The organism is Frankia sp. CgJB1, from assembly GCF_977947065.1.
This window is the reverse complement of the sequence record NZ_CDWTNB010000015.1, coordinates 25708-43732: the sequence shown is the minus strand read 5'-3', so window position 1 is coordinate 43732 and position 18025 is coordinate 25708. Positions and strand designations below refer to the sequence as shown.

22 protein-coding genes and 1 pseudogene are annotated in these 18025 nt (G+C 71.7%); 14 read left to right on the top strand and 9 right to left on the bottom strand.

Features of this window, described 5'->3' with window-relative positions; translation table 11 throughout:
- The 3 genes from AC08OT_RS03625 to AC08OT_RS03615 all read left to right on the top strand — a co-directional run.
- Nucleotides 1-497, top strand: a 497-nt coding sequence (locus tag AC08OT_RS03625) for an N-acetyltransferase family protein (protein ID WP_476591625.1), incomplete at its 5' end; no start/stop codon positions are given.
- A gap of 294 nt (nt 498-791) precedes the next feature.
- Nucleotides 792-1328 (top strand): ATP-binding protein, encoded by a 537-nt coding sequence (locus tag AC08OT_RS03620; protein WP_476591624.1) that lies wholly within the window; start codon nt 792-794, stop codon nt 1326-1328.
- Nucleotides 1325-2341, top strand: a complete 1017-nt coding sequence (locus AC08OT_RS03615; protein WP_476591623.1) for an RNA polymerase sigma factor SigF — start codon at nt 1325-1327, stop codon at nt 2339-2341. Before AC08OT_RS03620 ends, AC08OT_RS03615 begins: the two co-directional genes overlap by 4 nt.
- A gap of 9 nt (nt 2342-2350) precedes the next feature.
- Here AC08OT_RS03615 and AC08OT_RS03610 read toward each other — a convergent pair whose 3' ends face one another.
- Nucleotides 2351-2812 carry a hypothetical protein gene (locus AC08OT_RS03610; RefSeq protein WP_462186224.1) on the bottom strand — a complete coding sequence of 154 codons (462 nt, stop codon included), beginning with the start codon at nt 2810-2812 and terminating at the stop codon, nt 2351-2353.
- 188 nt (nt 2813-3000) lie between these two features.
- On the opposite strand from AC08OT_RS03610, the gene AC08OT_RS03605 reads away from it, so the two are divergent.
- Nucleotides 3001-3978: a diacylglycerol/lipid kinase family protein gene (locus tag AC08OT_RS03605; protein WP_476591622.1), complete on the top strand. Its 978-nt coding sequence runs from the start codon at nt 3001-3003 to the stop codon at nt 3976-3978.
- A gap of 27 nt (nt 3979-4005) precedes the next feature.
- Here AC08OT_RS03605 and AC08OT_RS03600 read toward each other — a convergent pair whose 3' ends face one another.
- Entirely contained in the window at nt 4006-4779 is a 774-nt protein-coding gene (locus tag AC08OT_RS03600) for a glycerophosphodiester phosphodiesterase (protein WP_476591621.1), read from the bottom strand.
- Nucleotides 4780-5337: 558 nt separating this feature from the next.
- Between AC08OT_RS03600 and AC08OT_RS03595 the strand changes: the two genes are divergently transcribed.
- The gene (locus AC08OT_RS03595; RefSeq protein ID WP_011438134.1) at nt 5338-5586 is read left to right on the top strand and encodes a WhiB family transcriptional regulator; all 249 of its coding nucleotides are present in this window, start codon (nt 5338-5340) and stop codon (nt 5584-5586) included.
- A gap of 427 nt (nt 5587-6013) precedes the next feature.
- On the opposite strand, the gene AC08OT_RS03590 is transcribed toward AC08OT_RS03595, so the two are convergent.
- A complete protein-coding gene (locus AC08OT_RS03590) occupies nt 6014-7477 on the bottom strand; it encodes a sensor histidine kinase (protein ID WP_476602527.1) in 1464 nt (487 codons plus the stop codon).
- Nucleotides 7478-7577: 100 nt separating this feature from the next.
- Between AC08OT_RS03590 and AC08OT_RS03585 the strand changes: the two genes are divergently transcribed.
- From AC08OT_RS03585 to bioB, 3 genes are all read left to right on the top strand, one after another.
- Nucleotides 7578-8744 carry an 8-amino-7-oxononanoate synthase gene (locus AC08OT_RS03585; RefSeq protein ID WP_476591620.1) on the top strand — a complete coding sequence of 389 codons (1167 nt, stop codon included), beginning with the start codon at nt 7578-7580 and terminating at the stop codon, nt 8742-8744.
- A 13-nt stretch (nt 8745-8757) separates the two neighbouring features.
- Nucleotides 8758-9474, top strand: a complete 717-nt coding sequence (bioD, locus tag AC08OT_RS03580; RefSeq protein ID WP_476591619.1) for a dethiobiotin synthase — start codon at nt 8758-8760, stop codon at nt 9472-9474.
- Between the two features lie 176 nt (nt 9475-9650).
- On the top strand, nt 9651-10721 hold the full coding sequence (gene bioB, locus AC08OT_RS03575) for a biotin synthase BioB (RefSeq protein WP_476602526.1): 1071 nt from the start codon (nt 9651-9653) through the stop codon (nt 10719-10721).
- A 19-nt stretch (nt 10722-10740) separates the two neighbouring features.
- On the opposite strand, the gene bsaP is transcribed toward bioB, so the two are convergent.
- A complete protein-coding gene (gene bsaP / locus AC08OT_RS03570; protein ID WP_476602525.1) occupies nt 10741-11223 on the bottom strand; it encodes a biotin synthase auxiliary protein BsaP in 483 nt (160 codons plus the stop codon).
- A 68-nt stretch (nt 11224-11291) separates the two neighbouring features.
- Nucleotides 11292-11522, bottom strand: a complete 231-nt coding sequence (locus tag AC08OT_RS03565) for a biotin/lipoyl-binding carrier protein (protein WP_462186220.1) — start codon at nt 11520-11522, stop codon at nt 11292-11294.
- 157 nt (nt 11523-11679) lie between these two features.
- Between AC08OT_RS03565 and AC08OT_RS03560 the strand changes: the two genes are divergently transcribed.
- The 4 genes and pseudogenes from AC08OT_RS03560 (at nt 11680) to AC08OT_RS03545 (ending at nt 12480) form a co-directional block, all read left to right on the top strand.
- On the top strand, nt 11680-12105 hold the full coding sequence (locus tag AC08OT_RS03560) for a DUF5317 family protein (protein ID WP_476591617.1): 426 nt from the start codon (nt 11680-11682) through the stop codon (nt 12103-12105).
- Nucleotides 12089-12136 (top strand): annotated as a pseudogene (locus AC08OT_RS03555) (hypothetical protein); the annotation flags it as partial. The gene AC08OT_RS03560 and the pseudogene AC08OT_RS03555, both read left to right, overlap by 17 nt.
- Before the next feature lie 21 nt (nt 12137-12157).
- The gene (locus tag AC08OT_RS03550; RefSeq protein ID WP_476591628.1) at nt 12158-12406 is read left to right on the top strand and encodes a hypothetical protein; all 249 of its coding nucleotides are present in this window, start codon (nt 12158-12160) and stop codon (nt 12404-12406) included.
- Complete coding sequence (locus tag AC08OT_RS03545) at nt 12406-12480, top strand: 50S ribosomal protein bL37 (RefSeq protein WP_369807823.1); 75 nt, start codon at nt 12406-12408, stop codon at nt 12478-12480. Before AC08OT_RS03550 ends, AC08OT_RS03545 begins: the two co-directional genes overlap by 1 nt.
- Nucleotides 12481-12546: 66 nt before the next feature.
- On the opposite strand, the gene rsrA is transcribed toward AC08OT_RS03545, so the two are convergent.
- From rsrA to AC08OT_RS03530, 3 genes are all read right to left on the bottom strand, one after another.
- Entirely contained in the window at nt 12547-12831 is a 285-nt protein-coding gene (rsrA, locus tag AC08OT_RS03540) for a mycothiol system anti-sigma-R factor (protein ID WP_011438142.1), read from the bottom strand.
- Nucleotides 12828-13634 (bottom strand): sigma-70 family RNA polymerase sigma factor, encoded by an 807-nt coding sequence (locus AC08OT_RS03535; protein WP_476591616.1) that lies wholly within the window; start codon nt 13632-13634, stop codon nt 12828-12830. Before AC08OT_RS03535 ends, rsrA begins: the two co-directional genes overlap by 4 nt.
- 62 nt (nt 13635-13696) lie before the next feature.
- A complete protein-coding gene (locus AC08OT_RS03530; protein WP_476591615.1) occupies nt 13697-14326 on the bottom strand; it encodes an alpha/beta hydrolase family protein in 630 nt (209 codons plus the stop codon).
- A 185-nt stretch (nt 14327-14511) separates the two neighbouring features.
- On the opposite strand from AC08OT_RS03530, the gene AC08OT_RS03525 reads away from it, so the two are divergent.
- Nucleotides 14512-15300, top strand: coding sequence for a methyltransferase domain-containing protein (locus tag AC08OT_RS03525; RefSeq protein ID WP_476591614.1), 789 nt, complete (start codon nt 14512-14514; stop codon nt 15298-15300).
- Here the strand turns inward: AC08OT_RS03525 and AC08OT_RS03520 are convergent.
- A complete protein-coding gene (locus AC08OT_RS03520; protein WP_476591613.1) occupies nt 15297-16562 on the bottom strand; it encodes an amidase in 1266 nt (421 codons plus the stop codon). The two genes, AC08OT_RS03525 and AC08OT_RS03520, sit on opposite strands and share 4 nt — an antisense overlap.
- Before the next feature lie 121 nt (nt 16563-16683).
- Between AC08OT_RS03520 and aroA the strand changes: the two genes are divergently transcribed.
- Entirely contained in the window at nt 16684-18015 is a 1332-nt protein-coding gene (gene aroA, locus AC08OT_RS03515; RefSeq protein ID WP_476591626.1) for a 3-phosphoshikimate 1-carboxyvinyltransferase, read from the top strand.
- Nucleotides 18016-18025 lie beyond the last annotated feature (10 nt).

Genomic DNA, 18025 nt, shown 5'->3' with positions numbered 1-18025 from the left:
AGACGTACGAGAAGAAGCCGGCCGCCGTTGCCATGACTCCCGCCGATCTCGACACGGCCCTGTTCGGACCGGTGCCGGCCGCCCACTGCCTGGTGGCCACCGCAGACCACCCTACCGGCGACTCCACCCCACCACAGGTCGTCACCCCACCACAGGTCGTCGGCTTCGCGCTCTGGCACCCGACCTTCTCCACTGGGACCGGCCAGACCGGGATGTACCTCGTTGATCTGTTCGTCCGGCCGGGCCACCGCCGCCGTGGTCACGGGCAGGCCCTGCTCACCACTCTCGCGGCGATCTGCGCCGACCGCGGCTACCGGCGCATGGAATGGGCGGTACTGGACTGGAACGCCCCGGCGCAGGCGTTCTACCGCTCCCTCGGCGCGGGGCCGATCGAGGGCTGGACGACCTGGCGCCTGGGCGCCGGCGCCATCACTGCACTGGCCGGCGTCGGTGCCGGCAGCGCTGCGGCCGGCACCGCCAGAGCCGGCACTACCTGAGCCGCACCGCCAGAGCCGGCGACGGCCAGACAGGCCGGATGCAGCAGCTTACGATCACCCGACCTGCGGTACCCATCGGCGGCTGGGTACGGTGGAGTCGGTGGCCGCCGCCCGGCCGCCGACGGAGCGGAAACCATCCGCCCATGCGGGACGTCATGGTCGGGAGCGGAATACTCGACCCGTCGACGGGTGGGAGAGGAACCGCCGAGAATATCATCATCTGATCGATCTTGGTCGGCAGGACACCCGCGAGGCGCCGTCCTCGCACGACGCAGGCTCTTTGGGGGTAGGAACGTGGATCCGACGCCTTCGACCGGCGGCGCGGAGAGCTCCGACACCATCGACAGCCAAACCGCCCACTCAGGCGGCCTACGCGACGTGGTTGCGCTCACCCTGCCCGCCGCGAGCGCCTACCTCACCGTCCTGCGCACGGCGACGGCCTCGCTGGCGGCCCGCCTCGACTTCACTCTCGACGACATCGAGGATCTCCGGATCGCCGTGGACGAGGCGTGCGCCCTGCTGCTCGTCTCGGCCGTGCCGGGTTCCTCGCTGGACTGCACGTTCACCCTCTCGCCGGGGGTAATGCACGTCTTGGTGACGGTCGAGAGCCTGGACGGCGAGCAGCCCTCCGAGGACACCTTTGCCTGGACCGTGCTCAAGGCGCTGGCGGGCGACGTGCAGACCTCGACGGGCCCGGGGTCGCGGGTGAGCATTGCCCTGCAGAAGCGCAGGGGCGTGCGCGCCAGCCTCGGTGAGCCTCCGGCCGGCCACGTCCGGGGGTCGGGTGCGTCCAGAGAGACTCCATTGGGCGACACGGTAGGTACGTCGTGACGTCGACCGGGAGAACTCCGACCCCACCGCGCACGGTACCTGATCACGACGTATCCGGTCGCGACGCATCTGATCATGACCCGGTGTCCACCGTGGACCCGGTAGCGGCGTTGAGTCAACGGGGATCCGTGCTCGACGACCACCCGGGGATCGACAGCGATCTCGGCCCCGAGGTGACGACCCAGGCACTACCGAACCCGGCGGTGGACGGTACGGCGATCGACGGGGAGAGCGATCGGCCCGACCGCGCGCATTCGCCCGACCGGGCCTTGGCCCGCACGCTGTTCGTCCGCCTCGCCGAGCTACCCGAGGACGATCCCGAACGCTCCGCCGTCCGCGATCAGCTCGTCCGGATACACCTGCCGCTGGTGGAGTACCTCGCCCGCCGTTTTCGCAACCGGGGCGAGCCGCTCGACGACCTCATCCAGGTGGCCACCATCGGATTGATCAAATCGGTGGACCGATTCGATCCGGAACGTGGGGTGGAGTTCTCGACCTACGCCACCCCGACCATTGTCGGTGAGATCAAGCGGCACTTCCGGGACAAAGGCTGGGCCATCCGGGTCCCCCGCCGCCTTCAGGAGCTCAAACTCTCCCTGACGAAGGCGACCTCCGAGCTCTCCCAGACGCTGGGCCGCTCCCCCACGGTGCGTGAAATCGCCCGGCATCTGCAGATGAGCGAAGAGGACGTCCTCGAGGGGCTGGAGTCGGCGAACGCCTACTCGGCGGTCTCCCTCGACGCGCCGGACTCCGGCGACGACGAGGCACCCGCCGTCGCGGACACCCTCGGCGTCCAGGACGAGTCCCTGGAGGGCGTCGAGTACCGCGAGTCCCTCAAGCCGCTGTTGGAGAAGCTCCCGCCGCGGGAGAAGCGCATCCTGCTGCTGCGGTTCTTCGGCAACATGACCCAGTCCCAGATCGCGACCGAGCTCGGCATCTCCCAGATGCATGTGTCCCGGCTCCTGGCTCGGACGCTGGCCCAACTGCGGCGCGGCCTGCTCGAGGACGGCTGAGCGGACCCGTCACCCGGTCCCGCCGCCGCGCCGAGGCGGGACCGCCGGCCCGAGCCCACCGGCCAGCAGCAACGCGACGACGATGACAAGGGGCACGACGAGCAGCGGGATGCCGTAGCCGTAGCGGCCGGACTGCACCAGCCCCCACGCCACCGGCAGGCACAGGATCTGCACGACCAGGGTGGGCGAGCGGAAGGATGCGCCGTTGCGCAGCACGCCTCCCGCGAGGACCGCCACACCGAGCCCGCCGACGATGGCGAGCACCCCACCGCTCTCGGCACGACCCACGTCGTCGATGTCCGGCCCGAAGCCGCGCAGCACCTGCAGGATTCCGAGGGCCAGCAGGGTCAGCGCCTCGATGGCGAGCAGGACGGACGCCACCCGAGTGGGCACGGACGCCGCGCGAGCAGCCTGCCGCAGTGTGCCGAAGCGGCCGGCCGCCGGCTGATCGGGATGACTCGTGGATCCCATATCCCCGACACTACGTTTCCGGGGCCGTCGGCGTTCCCGGGGCCGTCGGCCAGTGCCCCCGGGGACCCTCCGGACGGTGTCCACCGCGCCATCACCCGTCGCACTTCGCGAGGTGTCCGCCGGATTCCAACGGTGTGAGAGTTTTCCCAGCCGGCGACCCGGATGACCAGGCGGACTACGGTGGAGGCATGCGAGGGCTGTTGGTCGTCAACCCCGTCGCCACTGCTACGACCGAACGTGTTCGTGACGTCCTCGCCAGCGCGCTCGCCGCGGACCTCGCCCTGGAGACTGTGGTCACCAAGGGGCGGGCGCACGGGGTGGAGCTGGGGGCCAGAGCGGTCGAACTCGGCGTCGACGTGGTGATTGCGCTCGGTGGGGACGGTACCGTCAACGAGATCATCAACGGACTGCTCCAGAACGGTCCGGTACCGGGCGGCCCAGCGTTCGCCGTGGTCCCGGGTGGCAGCACCAACGTCTTCGCCCGCGCGCTAGGCTACTCTGCGTCACCGGTGGAGGCGACCGGCGAGCTGCTGCGCGCGCTCCGCGAGGGCCGCACCCGGCGGATCAGCCTCGGCCAGGCTCAGTACGGCGACGAACGGCGCTGGTTCACGTTCTGTTTCGGCATCGGTCTGGATGCCCAGGTCGTCGCGCGGGTCGAGGAGAAGCGTGGCGAGGGCAGGCGCAACACCGCCGGCCTGTTCCTGCGGACCGCGGCGGGTCAGATCCTCCACGGCACCGACCGCCGCGGTTCGCCCATCACCCTGACGACCACCGACGCCGGCTCGGCCCTCGACCCCGGGAGCACCGACCCAGCGGGCGGGCGGGCCGAGGAGCACATCGCCTTCTGCATCGTCTGCAACACCCGCCCGTGGACCTACCTCAACTCCCGTCCCGTCCTCGCCTGCCCGGACGCGTCCTTCGACACCGGTCTGGACCTTCTCGCGCTGCGGCGGGTGCGGTTGCCCAGCGTGCTGTGGGCCGCCTCGCGGATACTCACCGACGGCGAGGGTCCGCGCGGTCGCAACGTGGTGCGCCGCCACGACACGTCGTCGATTCGCTTCTCCACGGACACACCCCTGCCGGTGCAGATGGACGGCGAGTATCTCGGGATGTTCTCCGAGGTGCTGCTGACCCACCATCCGCACGCGCTGCGCGTCGTCGCCTGACGGCTGCCCGCCCGGGAGAATGTCCGCTCAGACGTCGAGCGCCGTGGTGGGGGTCCCGTCCGGCCGGGACAGTGCCTGGCGGATCTCCACGGGGTCGTCGCAGATCGCCCCGGTGACGCCCGCGTCGCGGATCCGCCGGGCGTCCTCGACGCTGGTCACCGTCCAGGTGATCAACCGGACGCCGGCCTCGCGCGCCCGTCCAGCCGCGTCGGAGGTGCCGAGCACCGCGCTGGTGTGCACATGCAGTTCGGTGTGGCCCGCCGACCGTGCGTAGGCGAGGCCGCCGCTCACCGACATCCGGGGCATGGTGAGGAACGCCGTCGTGACCGCGAGGCCGGCGTCACGCACCGCCTCGATGGCGAACCAGTCGAACGACGACACCGTGATGCCGCCGGCACCGGCGTCGAGGTCGGCGGCGTCCGGCCGGCGGCCGGCCCATCCCCGGGCCCGCAGCGTCTCGGCGAGCCGGCGCGCGGTCTGCTCCCGGGGTGCGTCGAAGTCCGGCTGCCCGGGCTGGTTCTTGATCTCACAGATGAGCCGACCGCGACCATCCCACACGTCAAGGATCTCATCGAGCAGGGGAATGCCCCGGGCCCGCAGCGCCGCCGTGGTCTGCCGGACCACCGCCCGGCCGGCGGGGCGGGACAGCCGCGCGTCGTGCACGCAGACCAGGTCGCCGTCCGCGCTGCGCCGCACGTCGACCTCGACACCGTCGGCGCCCACCCGCAACGCGGCATCCACCGCCTCGACCGTGTTCTCCGGGCCGGGAACCCTGCTGCCACGATGACCGAGAACCTCCATGCTCCAACCCTGCCAGCTCCGGCGGCGCGAGCGGGTCAGATCGGGCCGGGATGACGGCGCACACCGGCGCCGGAGCAGCCCTCAGACAGCCCTCGGGCAGCCCCCGGACAGCACAGAACGGATCCATGACCGACTGGCCTGACATCGGCGGCTTGATCGCCGAGGATCCGGGCCGCCCACCGGCCGCACCGGTGACGATCGGTGCGACGGAGTGTGACATCCCCTGGCAATCGGGGCTCCCGTGACACTTCGGCCAGCTAAGGAGACGGTCGCCCCCCGTGGTCCGCCTGTGTCCCTGCCGGACAAGTGCAGGCCAGCCAGGCTGTGAAGAGGCTTGCAGGTTCTTGCGCCGTTGCCTGTTCGGGTGGGAGGGTGGCGAATGTCCGAGGTGGATGCACGTGCACCCGGGCTCACCGACACCCGGCAACCCGCTCTACGGCCCGCCGCCGAGGCCGAGCAGACATCCTGCTCAATTTATTTTCACCTCGGCACAACCGTAGCGGCTCACAAAGCGTCTCATGTGCAGTGTGGCCCGAGACGAGAGAGGGAGTTGTACGCATGGACTGGCGCCACAGAGCGCTCTGCCGTGACGAGGATCCCGAGCTCTTCTTCCCGATCGGTACAACCGGTCCGGCGGAACGCCAGGTCGAAGAGGCAAAGGCCGTTTGCGCGCGGTGCGCAGTCACGAGTGACTGCCTCAACTGGGCACTGGACACCGGGCAGGACTCCGGTGTCTGGGGCGGGATGAGCGAGGACGAACGCCGGGCGCTTAAGCGCCAGGTCCGACTCCGGGTTCGAACCGCCTGACCGCAAGACCGTCCCCGACGGCGGGCCGACAGCGCCCGAGGAACCGGCACCACGTCCCGGGTCCGAACAACAACACCCGCTCGGGGCAGGCCCTGCCCGCCGGAACCGGCACCACCGGCATCCACCGGCGGACCACAGTGGTCGCCGCATGAGGTCATGCCACAACCCGTACCGCAGCACGGGGGTAGCTGGCAGCAGCATCGGCCGTTCTGTCCGCGCGCCCGCCGCAGCAATGCGGCGCGACGCGGACGGGGCGGCCGTAATGTTTTCCGCCCCCGACCGCGCCTCCCGGCGATCGGGCCCGCTCAGGCGAGCCACCGCCCGGGACGCTCCCGACCCGGGCCCCCACGAGCACGCCACATCGGCACGACGGCCATGGACGAGGGACACATCTTGGGGGATACCCCCTCCCGGGCACCCTAAACACTCAACTTTCAGAAAGTGGGATCGACAGGAGCGCCTCCGTCCCGCACTCTGGACCGGCTTGGAGCCGGATGGTGCCGTGCATCTCGCCCAGCACCAGCTGGCGGACGATCTGCAACCCCAGCCTTGGCGAGTGCTCGAGCTGGAAGTCCTCGGGCAGCCCGGCACCGTCGTCGGCCACGACAACATCAAGCCGGTCTGCCAGGCGGCTGACCCGGATCTCGATGAAACCCGCCGAACCGTCGAACGCATGTTCTACAGCATTCTGTAGAAGTTCGGAAAGCACAAGAGCCAACGGGGTGGCGAGTTCGCCGGGAAGCCGCCCGAACGACCCGGTCCGGCGGGTGTTCGCCCGAGCCCCGGTGGAGGCCAGATCCACCGTGACCGAGGTGATCTGGTCGGCGATCTCGTCGAACGGCACGCTCTCCCCCAGACTCTGGGACAGCGTCTCGTGCACGACCGCGATCGAGGTGACCCGGCGCACCGACTCCCGCAGCGCCGAGCGCGCCTCGTCGGCCTTCGTCCGCCGCATCTGCAACCGCAGCAGGGCGGCTACGGTCTGTAGATTGTTCTTGACCCTGTGATGAATCTCACGGATCGTCGCATCCTTACTCAGCAGCAGCGCCTCGCGGCGACGCAGCTCGGAGACGTCCCGGACGAGCACCAGCACCTCCCGGGTCGCCCCGGGGAAGAGCGGGATCGCCCGCAAGAGCACCACCGTGCTCCCGACCGCGGCTTCCACCTCCACCGGCCGACGCCGGCCGAGCGCGTGCCAGACCGCCGGGGTCGCGGCGGACAGGTTCAGCGCCCGGTGCACGGAGCGGAGGTCCTCGCCCGTGACATTGCCGGTGTAGCCGAGCCGGCGGTACGCCGAGAGCGCGTTCGGGCTCGCGAAGATCACCTTTCCGGCGCCGTCGAGCCGCATCATGCCGTCGCCCACCCGGGGGGACTCGGGAAGCTCCGCCGAGCTGCCGCGGAACGGAAAGGCGCCCTCGGCGATCATCAGGGCCAGGTTGTTGGCACCCTGCAGATAAGCCGACTCCAGCGCGCTCGGCGTCCGGGTGGTCGCGAGGTTGGTGTCCCGGGCGAGGACGGCGATCACCTCGTCACCCCGCCGGACCGGGATCGCCTCGGTCCGCACCGGGACCCCGCCGTCCCACTCGGGCTCGCCCTCCCGCGCGATCCGGTGTTCCCGCCAGGCGTTCTGGACCACCCAGCGATTGATCACGACGCTGCCGACCTCGTCGTTGTGGTACGCGGTCGGACCGGTGGTGGGACGGACCTGGGCCACGACGAGGAATTCGGCTCCGCTGGCGTGGCCGCCCCGACTGGCCTCCGAGCCGGAGCGGATAGGCACGAGCAGCAACAGATCAGCGAAGGAGAGGTCGGCGAGCAGAGCCCAGTCCGCGACGAGCGCGTGCAGGTGGTCGATGTCGTCGTCGCTGAGATCCGTGCTCGCGCGCAGCATGTCGGCGAGGGTTCCCACGGCTCGCAGACTGCCAGACCGGCCGGGTTCGTGAGGTGGCGGGCACCCCATCACAGTGGTCGATACCCGTACGCTGGCCGTCGTGACCGTCGATGATGCCGCGGCGGCCGCGCCGCTCGCCTGGCTCGCGGGCCACGCCCGGGCCCGGGTCGCCGCCGGGCTGCGCCGCGAGCTACGCCCGCGGGGCGGCCCGGACAAGCCGGGCGCGGGCGTGCTCGTCGATCTCGCGGGCAACGACTACCTCGGGCTCGGTCGTTATCCGGCGGTCGTCGACGGCGGGATCCGCGCCCTGCGCGCCTGGGGTGCCGGGGCCACCGGGAGCCGGCTCGTGACCGGGACGACCGCGTTGCACGGGGAGCTGGAGAACGCGCTCGCCGCGCACGCCGGATTCGCCTCGGCCCTGGTCTTCTCCTCCGGCTACACGGCGAACCTCGCGGTGGTCACCGCCCTGGCCGGCCCCGGCGACCTGGTCGTCTCGGACGCGCTGAACCACGCCTCGATCGTGGACGCCTGCCGGCTGTCCCGGGCGGACGTCGTCGTGACGCCGCATGCCGATGTGGCCGCGGTCGCGGCGGCCCTCGCTGGACGCCCCTGGCGGCGGGCACTCGTCGTGACCGAGTCGGTGTTCTCCGCGGACGGCGATCTCGCCCCGCTGACCGAACTGCACGCGGCCGCCCGGGCCCACGGAGCGGTCCTGGTCGTCGACGAGGCCCATGCGCTTGGGGTGGTCGGGCCCGCCGGTCGTGGGGCACTCGCCGCCACAGGCCTCGCCGGGAAGCCGGATGTGGTGGCGACGGCCACCCTGTCCAAGGCGCTGGGCGGCCAGGGCGGTGCGGTGCTGGGCGGGGTGGCCGTGCGCGATCACCTCATCGACACCGCCCGCAGCTTCATCTTCGACACCGGCCTCGCCCCGGCGAACGTGGGCGCCGCGCTGGCCGCCCTGGAGTTTCTGGGAGCCCACCCGGAGCTGCCCGGCACCGTCCGGCGCCGGGCCCGTCAGCTCGCCGACCTGACCGGCGCGCCGGATCCCGCCGGGGCCGTCGTCTCGGTGATCATTGGGGATCCCGAACCCACGACCGCGGCCGCGGCGACCTGCCGCGGGCACGGGGTGGCCGTCGGCTGCTTCCGGCCACCGACGGTGCCGGTCGGGACCAGCCGGCTGCGCCTCGCCGCCCGGGCCGATCTCACCGATGCCGACCTCGCGATCGTCACCGACGCGCTGGCCGCCGCCGGGGTCCTGGCCCGATGACGGTCCTAGCCCGATGACGGTCCTGGTGGTGACCGGGACCGGCACCGGGGTCGGCAAGACGGTGGTGACGGCCGCGATCGGCGCGCTCGCGCACGACCGACGCCGCGCGGTCGCGGTGGTAAAACCGGCCCAGACCGGTGTCGGCCCCGGCGAGCTGGGTGACGTCGACCTCGTCCGCGATCTGACCGGGATTACCGACGTCCACGAGCTGGCCCGCTACCCCGACCCGCTCGCTCCGGCCACCGCCGCCCGCAGGTCCGGGCACCGGGCCGTCGACCTCGACGAGCTCGCCGCCCGGATCGGCATACTCGCCGACAGCCGCGATCTCGTCCTCGTCGAGGGCGCCGGCGGCCTGCTGGTCAGCTACGACGCGGGCGGCGCCACCCTCGCCGACCTGGCCCGGGTGCTGCGGGCGCCAGTGCTCGTCGTGACCGCCGCGGGCCTAGGCGCTCTGAACGACACGGCGCTGACCCTGGAGGCGCTGGCGCACCGCGGCCTGGACCTCGTCGGTGTGGTGGTCGGGTCCTGGCCGGCCGAACCGGACCTGGCCTGCCGGTGCAACCTCACCGACCTGGAAAGCCTGGCCGCCCGGCCGCTGGCCGGCGTCCTCCCGGCGGGAGCCGGCCTGCTGGCCCAGCCCGAGTTCCTAGCCGTGGCGCGTGCCTCGCTGCAACCGGCACTGGGCGGCACGTTCCGTGCCCAGGAGTTCAGGGCTCGCTACGAGACATAACCACCATGCTCGATGGTGTTCGGGGCTCGATGGTGTTCGGGAATCCGGCCCCACATCCGCGCGCCGGTTCGACAATGGGTGCGCATGCACCTGGGTGCATGTGCATCAGTCCCTACCACGATGCCCACCGCCACCACGCATCCACCGCACCCACCGACCCTCGTCTGGAGACCCCTGTGACTGCATCCGTGACCACGTCCGTGACCGCGCACCCCACCGCACCTCCACCTGCACCGGCGTCACCGCGGCCGCCGGCGGACCAGGACGGTGCCGGCATCCTCACCGTGGCACGGCGCGAGGTCCTCGAGGGCGGACAAGGGCTGGACGAGGCCGACGTGCTCGCCGTGCTCCGGCTCCCGGACGAGACGCTGACCGATCTGCTCGCCCTGGCCCACGAGGTGCGGATGCGCTGGTGTGGTCCGGAGGTCGAAGTGGAGGGGATCGTCAGCCTCAAGACCGGCGGATGCCCGGAAGACTGTCACTTCTGCTCGCAGTCCGGCAAGTTCGACTCGCCGGTACGGTCCGCCTGGCTGGACGTGCCCTCGCTCGTTGACGCCGCCCGGCAGACCGCGGCGACAGGCGCCACCGAGTTCTGCATCGTCGCGGCCGTGCGGGGCCCGGACGCCCGGCTCATGGCGCAGGTGCGGGAGGGGGTCGCCGCCATCCGTGCGGCGGTCAACATCAACGTCGCCTGCTCGCTGGGCATGCTGACCTCCGCGCAGGTCGACGAACTCGCGGCGATGGGTGTGCACCGTTACAACCACAACCTGGAAACGGCCCGCTCGCACTTCCCGAACGTGGTCACCACCCACAACTGGGAGGAGCGGTGGGAGACCTGTGAGATGGTGCGGGCCGCGGGGATGGAGCTGTGCTGCGGCGCCATTCTGGGCGTCGGCGAGAGCCTCGAGCAACGTGCCGAGCTCGCCGCCCTGGAGCCCGACGAGGTTCCGCTGAACTTCCTCAACCCGCGGCCGGGGACGCCCTTCGGGGATCTTCCGCTGGTCGAGCCGCGTGACGCGCTGCGCGCGATCGCGGCGTTCCGCTTCGCCATGCCGCGCACGATCCTGCGCTACTCCGGCGGACGCGAGATCACCCTGGGTGATCTCGACGTGCAGGGGATGCTCGGTGGTATCAACGCCATGATCGTCGGAAACTATCTGACGACGCTGGGCCGCTCCGCGGAGGCCGACCTGAAGATGCTGGCCGAGCTGAGCATGCCGATCAAGTCCCTGCAGGCCACCCTCTAAGCCCCCCATCCGTTCCGCTTCAGCGCTGGTTCGTGCCCGGCTGGTTCGCGCCCGGTGCTGATGCTCCCGTTCGCGCAGGAGGTGGACCTGCTTCACACGTGGATGCGTCTCTACCCGCCCTGGTCACCGACGATAACCGGCGGCTCTGGCCCCGGCAGGACTGGTCCCGACATGAACCCGACGCCGCAGCCCGAGTCCGGTGGTCGGGCGCGCAGCGGTCTTCGTACGCCTCGGCCCGGGTGGCCGGACCCGCCGGCACTCGGCCGGGGCCAGGATCGCGGTCGGCGTGACGACGGTGGACGTGACCGACGAGCTCAGACCGAGAGAGCAGCCCATGCTCCGCGCACCGGGCCGACCAACCCACCGGGGTGACCTGGACGACCATCCGCCGCCGGCAGGCTCGACAGTAGCGGGGTGGCTCCAGCTCGCGGGCCCGCCGGCACGCCTCGTGGCTGCCCACACTGGCCAGCTGACCACAACGGTCACAAAACGCGGCGTCCATAATGGGCAGCTTAGGACATCGCCTGAGGCATCGGATCCCTCAGCCGCTATCCCGCCGGACAAGGACGATCAGGCGGTGGGGAGCGGCTCGACCACGGCGATCAGGTCACCGTCCTGGACGACGTCGCCCTCCTGTACCGCGATCCGGGCGACCGTCCCGCCGTCCTCGCTGATCACGGGGATCTCCATCTTCATGGAGTCGAGGATCACCAGGGCGTCACCAGCGCTCACCGGGTCTCCCACACCGACGACGACCTTCCAGACGTTGGCCACCATCTCAGCGCGGACTTCCTCGGCCATCAGGCTCCCTTCAGCGGCGGTGAATCTGGCAAGAGCGTAGTGTGCCGAGGCTGTCCGACCAACGTCCCTGGGCCCCGGATGTATCCGGGCCGGCACGCTGGGACGACGCGACCGCCCGGTGCTGGGACTGTCGCTCATAACGCCGCACACTACGCATGTGCTCGTACTTCTGGTGCTGACCCTGCTATGCGGTCTGGGCGTCGGCCTCGCCCACGGCGGAACTCTCGGTGCCCTCGCCCGCATCCATGTCTCCCGACCATGGCTGCTCGCCGCGGCGGTCCTGGTGCTCGCGATCGGCCGACTCGTGCCCGCCCTGCACGGCCCGGCGTGGATCGCGGCCGCCGTGGTCACAGCCCTGTTCGCCAGCGCGAACAACCGCCTGCCCGGACTCGGTCTCCTGGTCACCGGTCTCATCTCCAACGCCGCCGTCATCACCGCGAACGGCGGCCAGATGCCGGTGTCGCGGTGGGGGGCCGACCGCGCCGGTGTACCGATCTCCGACATCCTGGCCTCTCTCCGACATCCTGGCCTCGGCATTTCACACGCCGGCCGGGGACGGTACGACCCTGCGCCTGCTCAGTGACATCATCCCGCTGCCCCTGCCCTGGACGCCCGCGGTCGTCAGCGTCGGCGACGTGGCGATCGCCGCAGCGCTGGGACTGTTCGGAGCGATAGCCCCCGTGCAGGCGTGGCGCACGTTGCAGGCCCGCCGCCATGCCAGGGCGGTGCAGTCCCCGGCCCGCGGGAACCTCGGCGATGGCTCACCGGACGGGTTCGGCGACGCCGACGAGGACGAGGGCCTCGACGGACCCGCCGGTCACCTCCCGTCGGCGCGGACTGGCACGATGACTGCACGTCGAAGCGGAACGGAGGAAGATTCCTGATGGCGAAGAAGAAGCGCAAGCGGCGCGCACGGGCGAAGAACAAGGCCAACCACGGCAAGCGCCCGAACACCTGAGCCACCCGGCGGGCCGTGGCTGCCACGGCCCGCCCCCAGGCAGCCCGATGCTCCACCCGGCCCCAGCTACTCCGGCCGGTACTCGGCGGCGTCGATCTCCACCCGGGCGGCCCGCAGCCGGGCGAGCAGACTCGCCCGCAGCGACTCGGGCGCCCGCTCCCCGCCGCACTTGCGGGCGACGAGCATCTTCACCTCGTGCTCCACCCCGAACTCGCGCAGGCAGGGAGAGCATTCGTCAAGGTGGGCCCGAATCAGATTCTGCTGCCCGCCCTCACACTCACCGTCGAGATACAGAAAGACCGCGTCGAGTACTTTCCGGCAATCGATCTCGTGTGGACCGCCGCAGCTCACGACGCACCGCCCTCGCCGTCGGCGGAACCGGCCGCCACGAGCCCACGGTCCAAGGCATACTTCTCCAAGGACTTCCGCAGACCCCGGCGACCGCGGTGCAACCGGGACATCACGGTCCCGATCGGCGTACCCATGATCTCCGCGATCTCCTTGTAGGCGAAGCCCTCGACGTCGGCGAGGTACACCGCCATGCGGAAGTCCTCGGGCAGTGCCTGCAGGGCGTCCTTGATGTCGCTGTCCGGCAGGTGTTCCAACGCCTCGGTCTCCGCGCTCTTGAGCCCACTGGACGTATGCGACCCCGCCTCGGCGAGCTGCCAGTCCTCCACCTGCTCGGTGGGGCTCTGCAGCGGCTGGCGCTGCCGCTTGCGGTACGTGTTGATGAACGTGTTCGTCAGAATCCGGTAGAGCCAGGCCTTAAGATTCGTGCCCGCCTGAAACTGGTGGAAGGCCGCGAACGCCTTGACGAAGGTCTCCTGCACGAGATCCTCCGCGTCGGCGGGATTACGGATCATGCGCAGGGCTGCCGCATACAACTGGTCGAGGTAGGGAAGGGCGTCCTGCTCGAAACGGGCGCCTCGCTCCTCGGTGGTCTCGTCGACCAGGATCACTTCCTCACCGTCATGCTCCCCGGCGGCCCGCCCCGCATCCACCATACCTGACCGGGCGACATGCGACCGTCCTTCCAGAGCGGACGATACCCCGGCCAAAGCCGGGGCGCGCATCGGCGCGACGCTCGGCAAAAGCCAGGCGGCGGCGGTCCGCGACTGCGCGGACCGCCGGCCGGTGCTGCTCCCAGGAGTCATGAAGCCTCCACGACGTCGTCGGGCTGCCGGTTAACTGTCGGCTGACTGCCCGCACAACCGGGTCAGCCCGCGGATGATTCCCGCAGCTGGCCCCGCAGCCAGAATGCGCCGGCCCGGGCCGCTTCGGCCACGGCCTCGCCGGGCGGACGCGCATCCTGTCGGCGGGTCCGGAAGGAGTGGTCGGCTCCCGCGACGAGATGGACCTCGCGGCCGAGCTCCGGATCGGGCACCGATCGCCCGAAGGAGTCCCGCTCGCCCTGGACGACGAGCACCGGGACGCCCGCGCCGTCAAGTTCGTCCTGCCTCGACGGCCTGGTTCTGCCTGCCGGCGTGGTTCCCGGTGGCTGGAGCGGGAAGCCGAGGGCGAGCACGCCGCACGCCTCGAGCCCGGCCGCGACCCGCACGGCCACCCGCGATCCCATCGAGGCGCCGGCGAAGGCCAACAGGCGCGGTGGGCCCAGCGCCCCGACCGCGGCGATCGCGACCGCGTCGAGCCGGGCCGGCCGGTCCGGCGCCCGCCGTCCGGCGACGCGGTACGGCATCTCCAGCCGCGCCACCTGCACCCCGACAGAGGTGAGATATGCCGCAAGTTGTACGAAAAGCGGCGTGTCCGTGCCAGTCCCGGCTCCGTGCAGGAAGAGCACCGTCGACTCCGTCGTGCCGGGAACCACCAGCAGCCGCCCGCCGTCCACAGCTGTGGGCGGTCCATCACCCGGGACCTGCCCGGGGCCGGCGGCGGTGGACGGCGAATCCGGCGCGCATCTATCCGCGCGAACGGGGAAGGACACGACGTGGTCGAGCCTGGAATCTGTCAGACTTCCGCCTTGAGTGTGTGACTTACCTCGCATCATCGCCCCTCGAAGGGTAGGAACGTTTCATGCCGCCTGGCCCCGACGCCGATCCGGGTCCGTCTCGCGGACGAGCGAACACCCTGGTCTGCGAGGCTCCAGCCAACAGTGACGACCCATACTGGGCGTTCTACGAAGAGGTCGCGGCGGTCCAGCTCCGCGAATGGCTGCCGTCCCGGCCCACGCGGGTGCTCGACGTCTCCGGCCCGCGGGCCCGCTTCGCCCGCCAGATGGTGAGCACCGGCCATCAGGTCGTCCGGGTGGTCACCAGCGCCCTGTCGCCCGATCCGGGGAGCGGTCCCGGGACGCTTCTGCCGGTGGTGGGAGACGCCCGCTCGCTGGACTGGTTCGCTCCCGGTTCCTTCGACGCCGTCCTCGCCGAGGCTCGGGCGCTGTCGTTCTGCCTCGCCACCGAGACCATCCTGGAGGAGATCCACCGGATGCTGCGGCCGGGCGGCCAGCTGCTGCTCTGCGTCGACTCCCTGCTGCTCGGGCTCGCCCGGCTCGCCGAACAGCACCGCTGGGCGGAGCTGTCCGACGTCCCGCGGGCGGACGTGGTGCTCGTGCCGGCGGAAGACGGAACAATCACCCGGTGTTTCTGGCCTGAGGAACTTCGGGCGCTGCTGACCAGCGCAGGGCTCGACGTGGACTGGATCCGCCCGCGCACCGTGCTCTCCGCAGAGGCGGTCAAGCGTGCGGTCGCCGAGGCCGTCTCGTGCTTCCCCACCCTGGTACGCACGGAGGTGGAACTCTCCGCCGAGCGTGAGGGTGAGTCCATCGGCATCCATCTCATCGCCTCGGCCCGCCGGTCCGCCTAAGATCCGGCGCGACGGTCGGTCCATGCGGGCCAGGGGGCGAGGCGTTCGAGGGCGGCCGCGATTCCCAGGAGCCGGGCCTCGTCCCCGTGCCGGCCGACGATCTGGAGGCCAACCGGGCAGCCGTCGTCGGTGAATCCGGCGGGGACACTCACCGCGGGGTGGCCGCTGAGGTTGAACGCCCAGGTGAGGCTCACACTCCGGGTCTGGCCGGGGCCGCTGTGCGGATGCGGCCGGTTCGGCGTGGTGGGCGTGATGATCAGATCGACCCGGGCCAGGATGGCCGCGAGCCGGGCGTCGTTGTCCTCCCGCGACGCCGCGCTGCTCCGGTCACGGCGGCCGCGGTCCACCGGGGCAGTGGCCGTCGTGACCGCGGTGGCCGTGGCCGCGGTGGCCGCCCGCAGCGCCGTCCACGCCTCCTCCGGATCCTCCAGCTCGACGGGGACCGCACGCCAGGTCAGCGCACCGGCGCGGACGAGACGCTCGGCGGCGGCGCGGCTGACCGCCACCACCTCCGGCTCGGGGGTGGCGAATCCGAGCGTCGCTGACCAGGCGGCACCCGGCACGCGATCCGCGCCGCGCGGGCCGGCCGCGGGGCGCGACCCGGGGTCGCCGAGGACCATCTCCAGCCAGGCCTGGGCGTCCGCGACCGTCCGGGTGATCGGACCGGGCACGGTGAACCCGGCCGGGTCCCGGGTAGGCAGCCGTCCGTTCGTGGGTTTGAGGCCGACCACTCCACACCAGGCCGCCGGGAGGCGGGTGGAGCCGGCGCCGTCGCTGGCCGTGGCGAGCGGGACGATCCCCGCCGCCACCGCCGCGGCCGAGCCGGCCGACGATCCGCCCGGGACGCGGTCGACCCGCCACGGGTTGACGGTCGGGCCACGGCTGGTGTGGCCCCAGGTCTGCCAGACGTGCGCGGCCCGCACCGGTACCGCGGTCATTCCGATCGCGACCGCTCCCGCCGCGATCAGCTTCTGGGTCACGGGGGCGTCGACGCCCTCCCCTGCCTTGACGGCGACGGGCACGCCGGCGAGGGGCAGGTCCGCACCGCGAGCCAGGGCGCGTTGCACCGCGCTGGCCGTGCGCCCGGCTTCCTCCGGCCAGAGCTCGGTGAAGGCCCGCAGGACGCCGTCCACCGCGCGCAGGCGGGCGAACGCGGCATCGACGGCCTCCTGCGCGGCGATCTCACCGCGACGGACCAGGTCGGCCACCACCACCGCGCCGCACGACGGATAGGCACGCTCAAAGGATCTTCTCGTCGCCACCCGGCCTCCCGCCGCGCCCGCCCGACCCGACCGGCACCCGACCCGACCGGCGGGAATCGGGTGCCGGCCGGCGCATGTCGCGAGGACGCGGTTGACCCGGGCCGTCGTCCGGCATGCTGTCATGGTGAGCATCCTGACGGGTACCGAAGCCACCGGAACGCAGTCCGATCCGTGGCCGGCTCCACTCGCACGGCAACCGGTCGAGGCCGTCGTCGCGGTGCCCGGCTCGAAGTCCGGCACGAACCGGGCACTCGTGCTCGCCGCGCTGGCGAATGGAACCTCCCGGCTGCGGGGTGCGCTGCGCTCCCGCGACACCCTGCTGATGGCCGGGGTGCTGAGGACGTTGGGTACCGAGGTATCCACCGAGGGGCCCGACTGGGTCGTCCACGGCCACCCGACGCCGAGCGCCGCGCGCGCGGAGTGCGGAAACGCGGGCACCGTGGCGCGCTTCACCCCGGCGCTGGCCACGCTGACCCGCGGCGATGTCGTCTTTGACGGAGACGCGCGGATGCGCGAGCGCCCACTCACCCCGCTGCTCGGCGCGCTGCGCGAGCTCGGCGCCGAGATCGACGGCGACCGAATGCCCTTTACCGTGCACGGCCGAGGGCGGCTGCGCGGCGGCGAGGTGATCGTGGATGCCTCCCACTCCAGCCAGCTTGTCTCGGGGCTGCTCCTCGCCTCCCCGCGCTACGACACCGGGGTGACGGTCGTCCACCGCGGGTCCCGGCTGCCATCGGCTCCCTACCTGGACATGACCGTCGCGGATCTACGGGCCGCCGGCGCCACGGTCGAGGTCGACGCCGTGCGCTCCCCCGCAGCCGGCCCGGTGGCGGGCACCCGGCGCTGGCGCGTCGAACCGGGCAGGCCGACCGCCGCGGACCGGACCATCGAACCGGACATGAACAGCGCGGCGGCCTTCCTCGCGGCGGCGGTCGCCACCGGCGGGCGGGTGGTGATCCCGGACTGGCCGGAGTCGACCGAGCAGCCCGGCCGGCTGCTGCCCGATCTGCTGGTGGCGATGGGAGGCACGGCCCGGCGCACGCCGGCGGGCCTGGAGATCACCGGTGGCGGCGCCGTCCACGGGATCGACATCGATCTGTCCGACTTCGGGGAGGCCGCTCCGACACTGACCGCGCTCGCCGTGCTCGCCGACTCGCCGTCACGGCTACGGGGCATCGCGCACCTGCGGCTGCAGGAGACCGACCGGCTGGCCGCCCTGGCCCTCGAACTCGGTCGCCTGGGCGCACGGGTCACCGTCACCGACGACGGGCTAGCGATCAGTCCGGCGCCCCTGCACGGCGCCCGGCTCGACCCGCACGCCGATCACCGGCTGGCGATGGCCTACGCGGTGGTCGGCCTCGTGGTGCCCGGGATCGTCATCGACGACATCGCGACGACCGGCAAGACGGTGCCGGACTTCCCCCGGATGTGGACGGCGATGCTGGCCCGATGAGCGGCGCGAC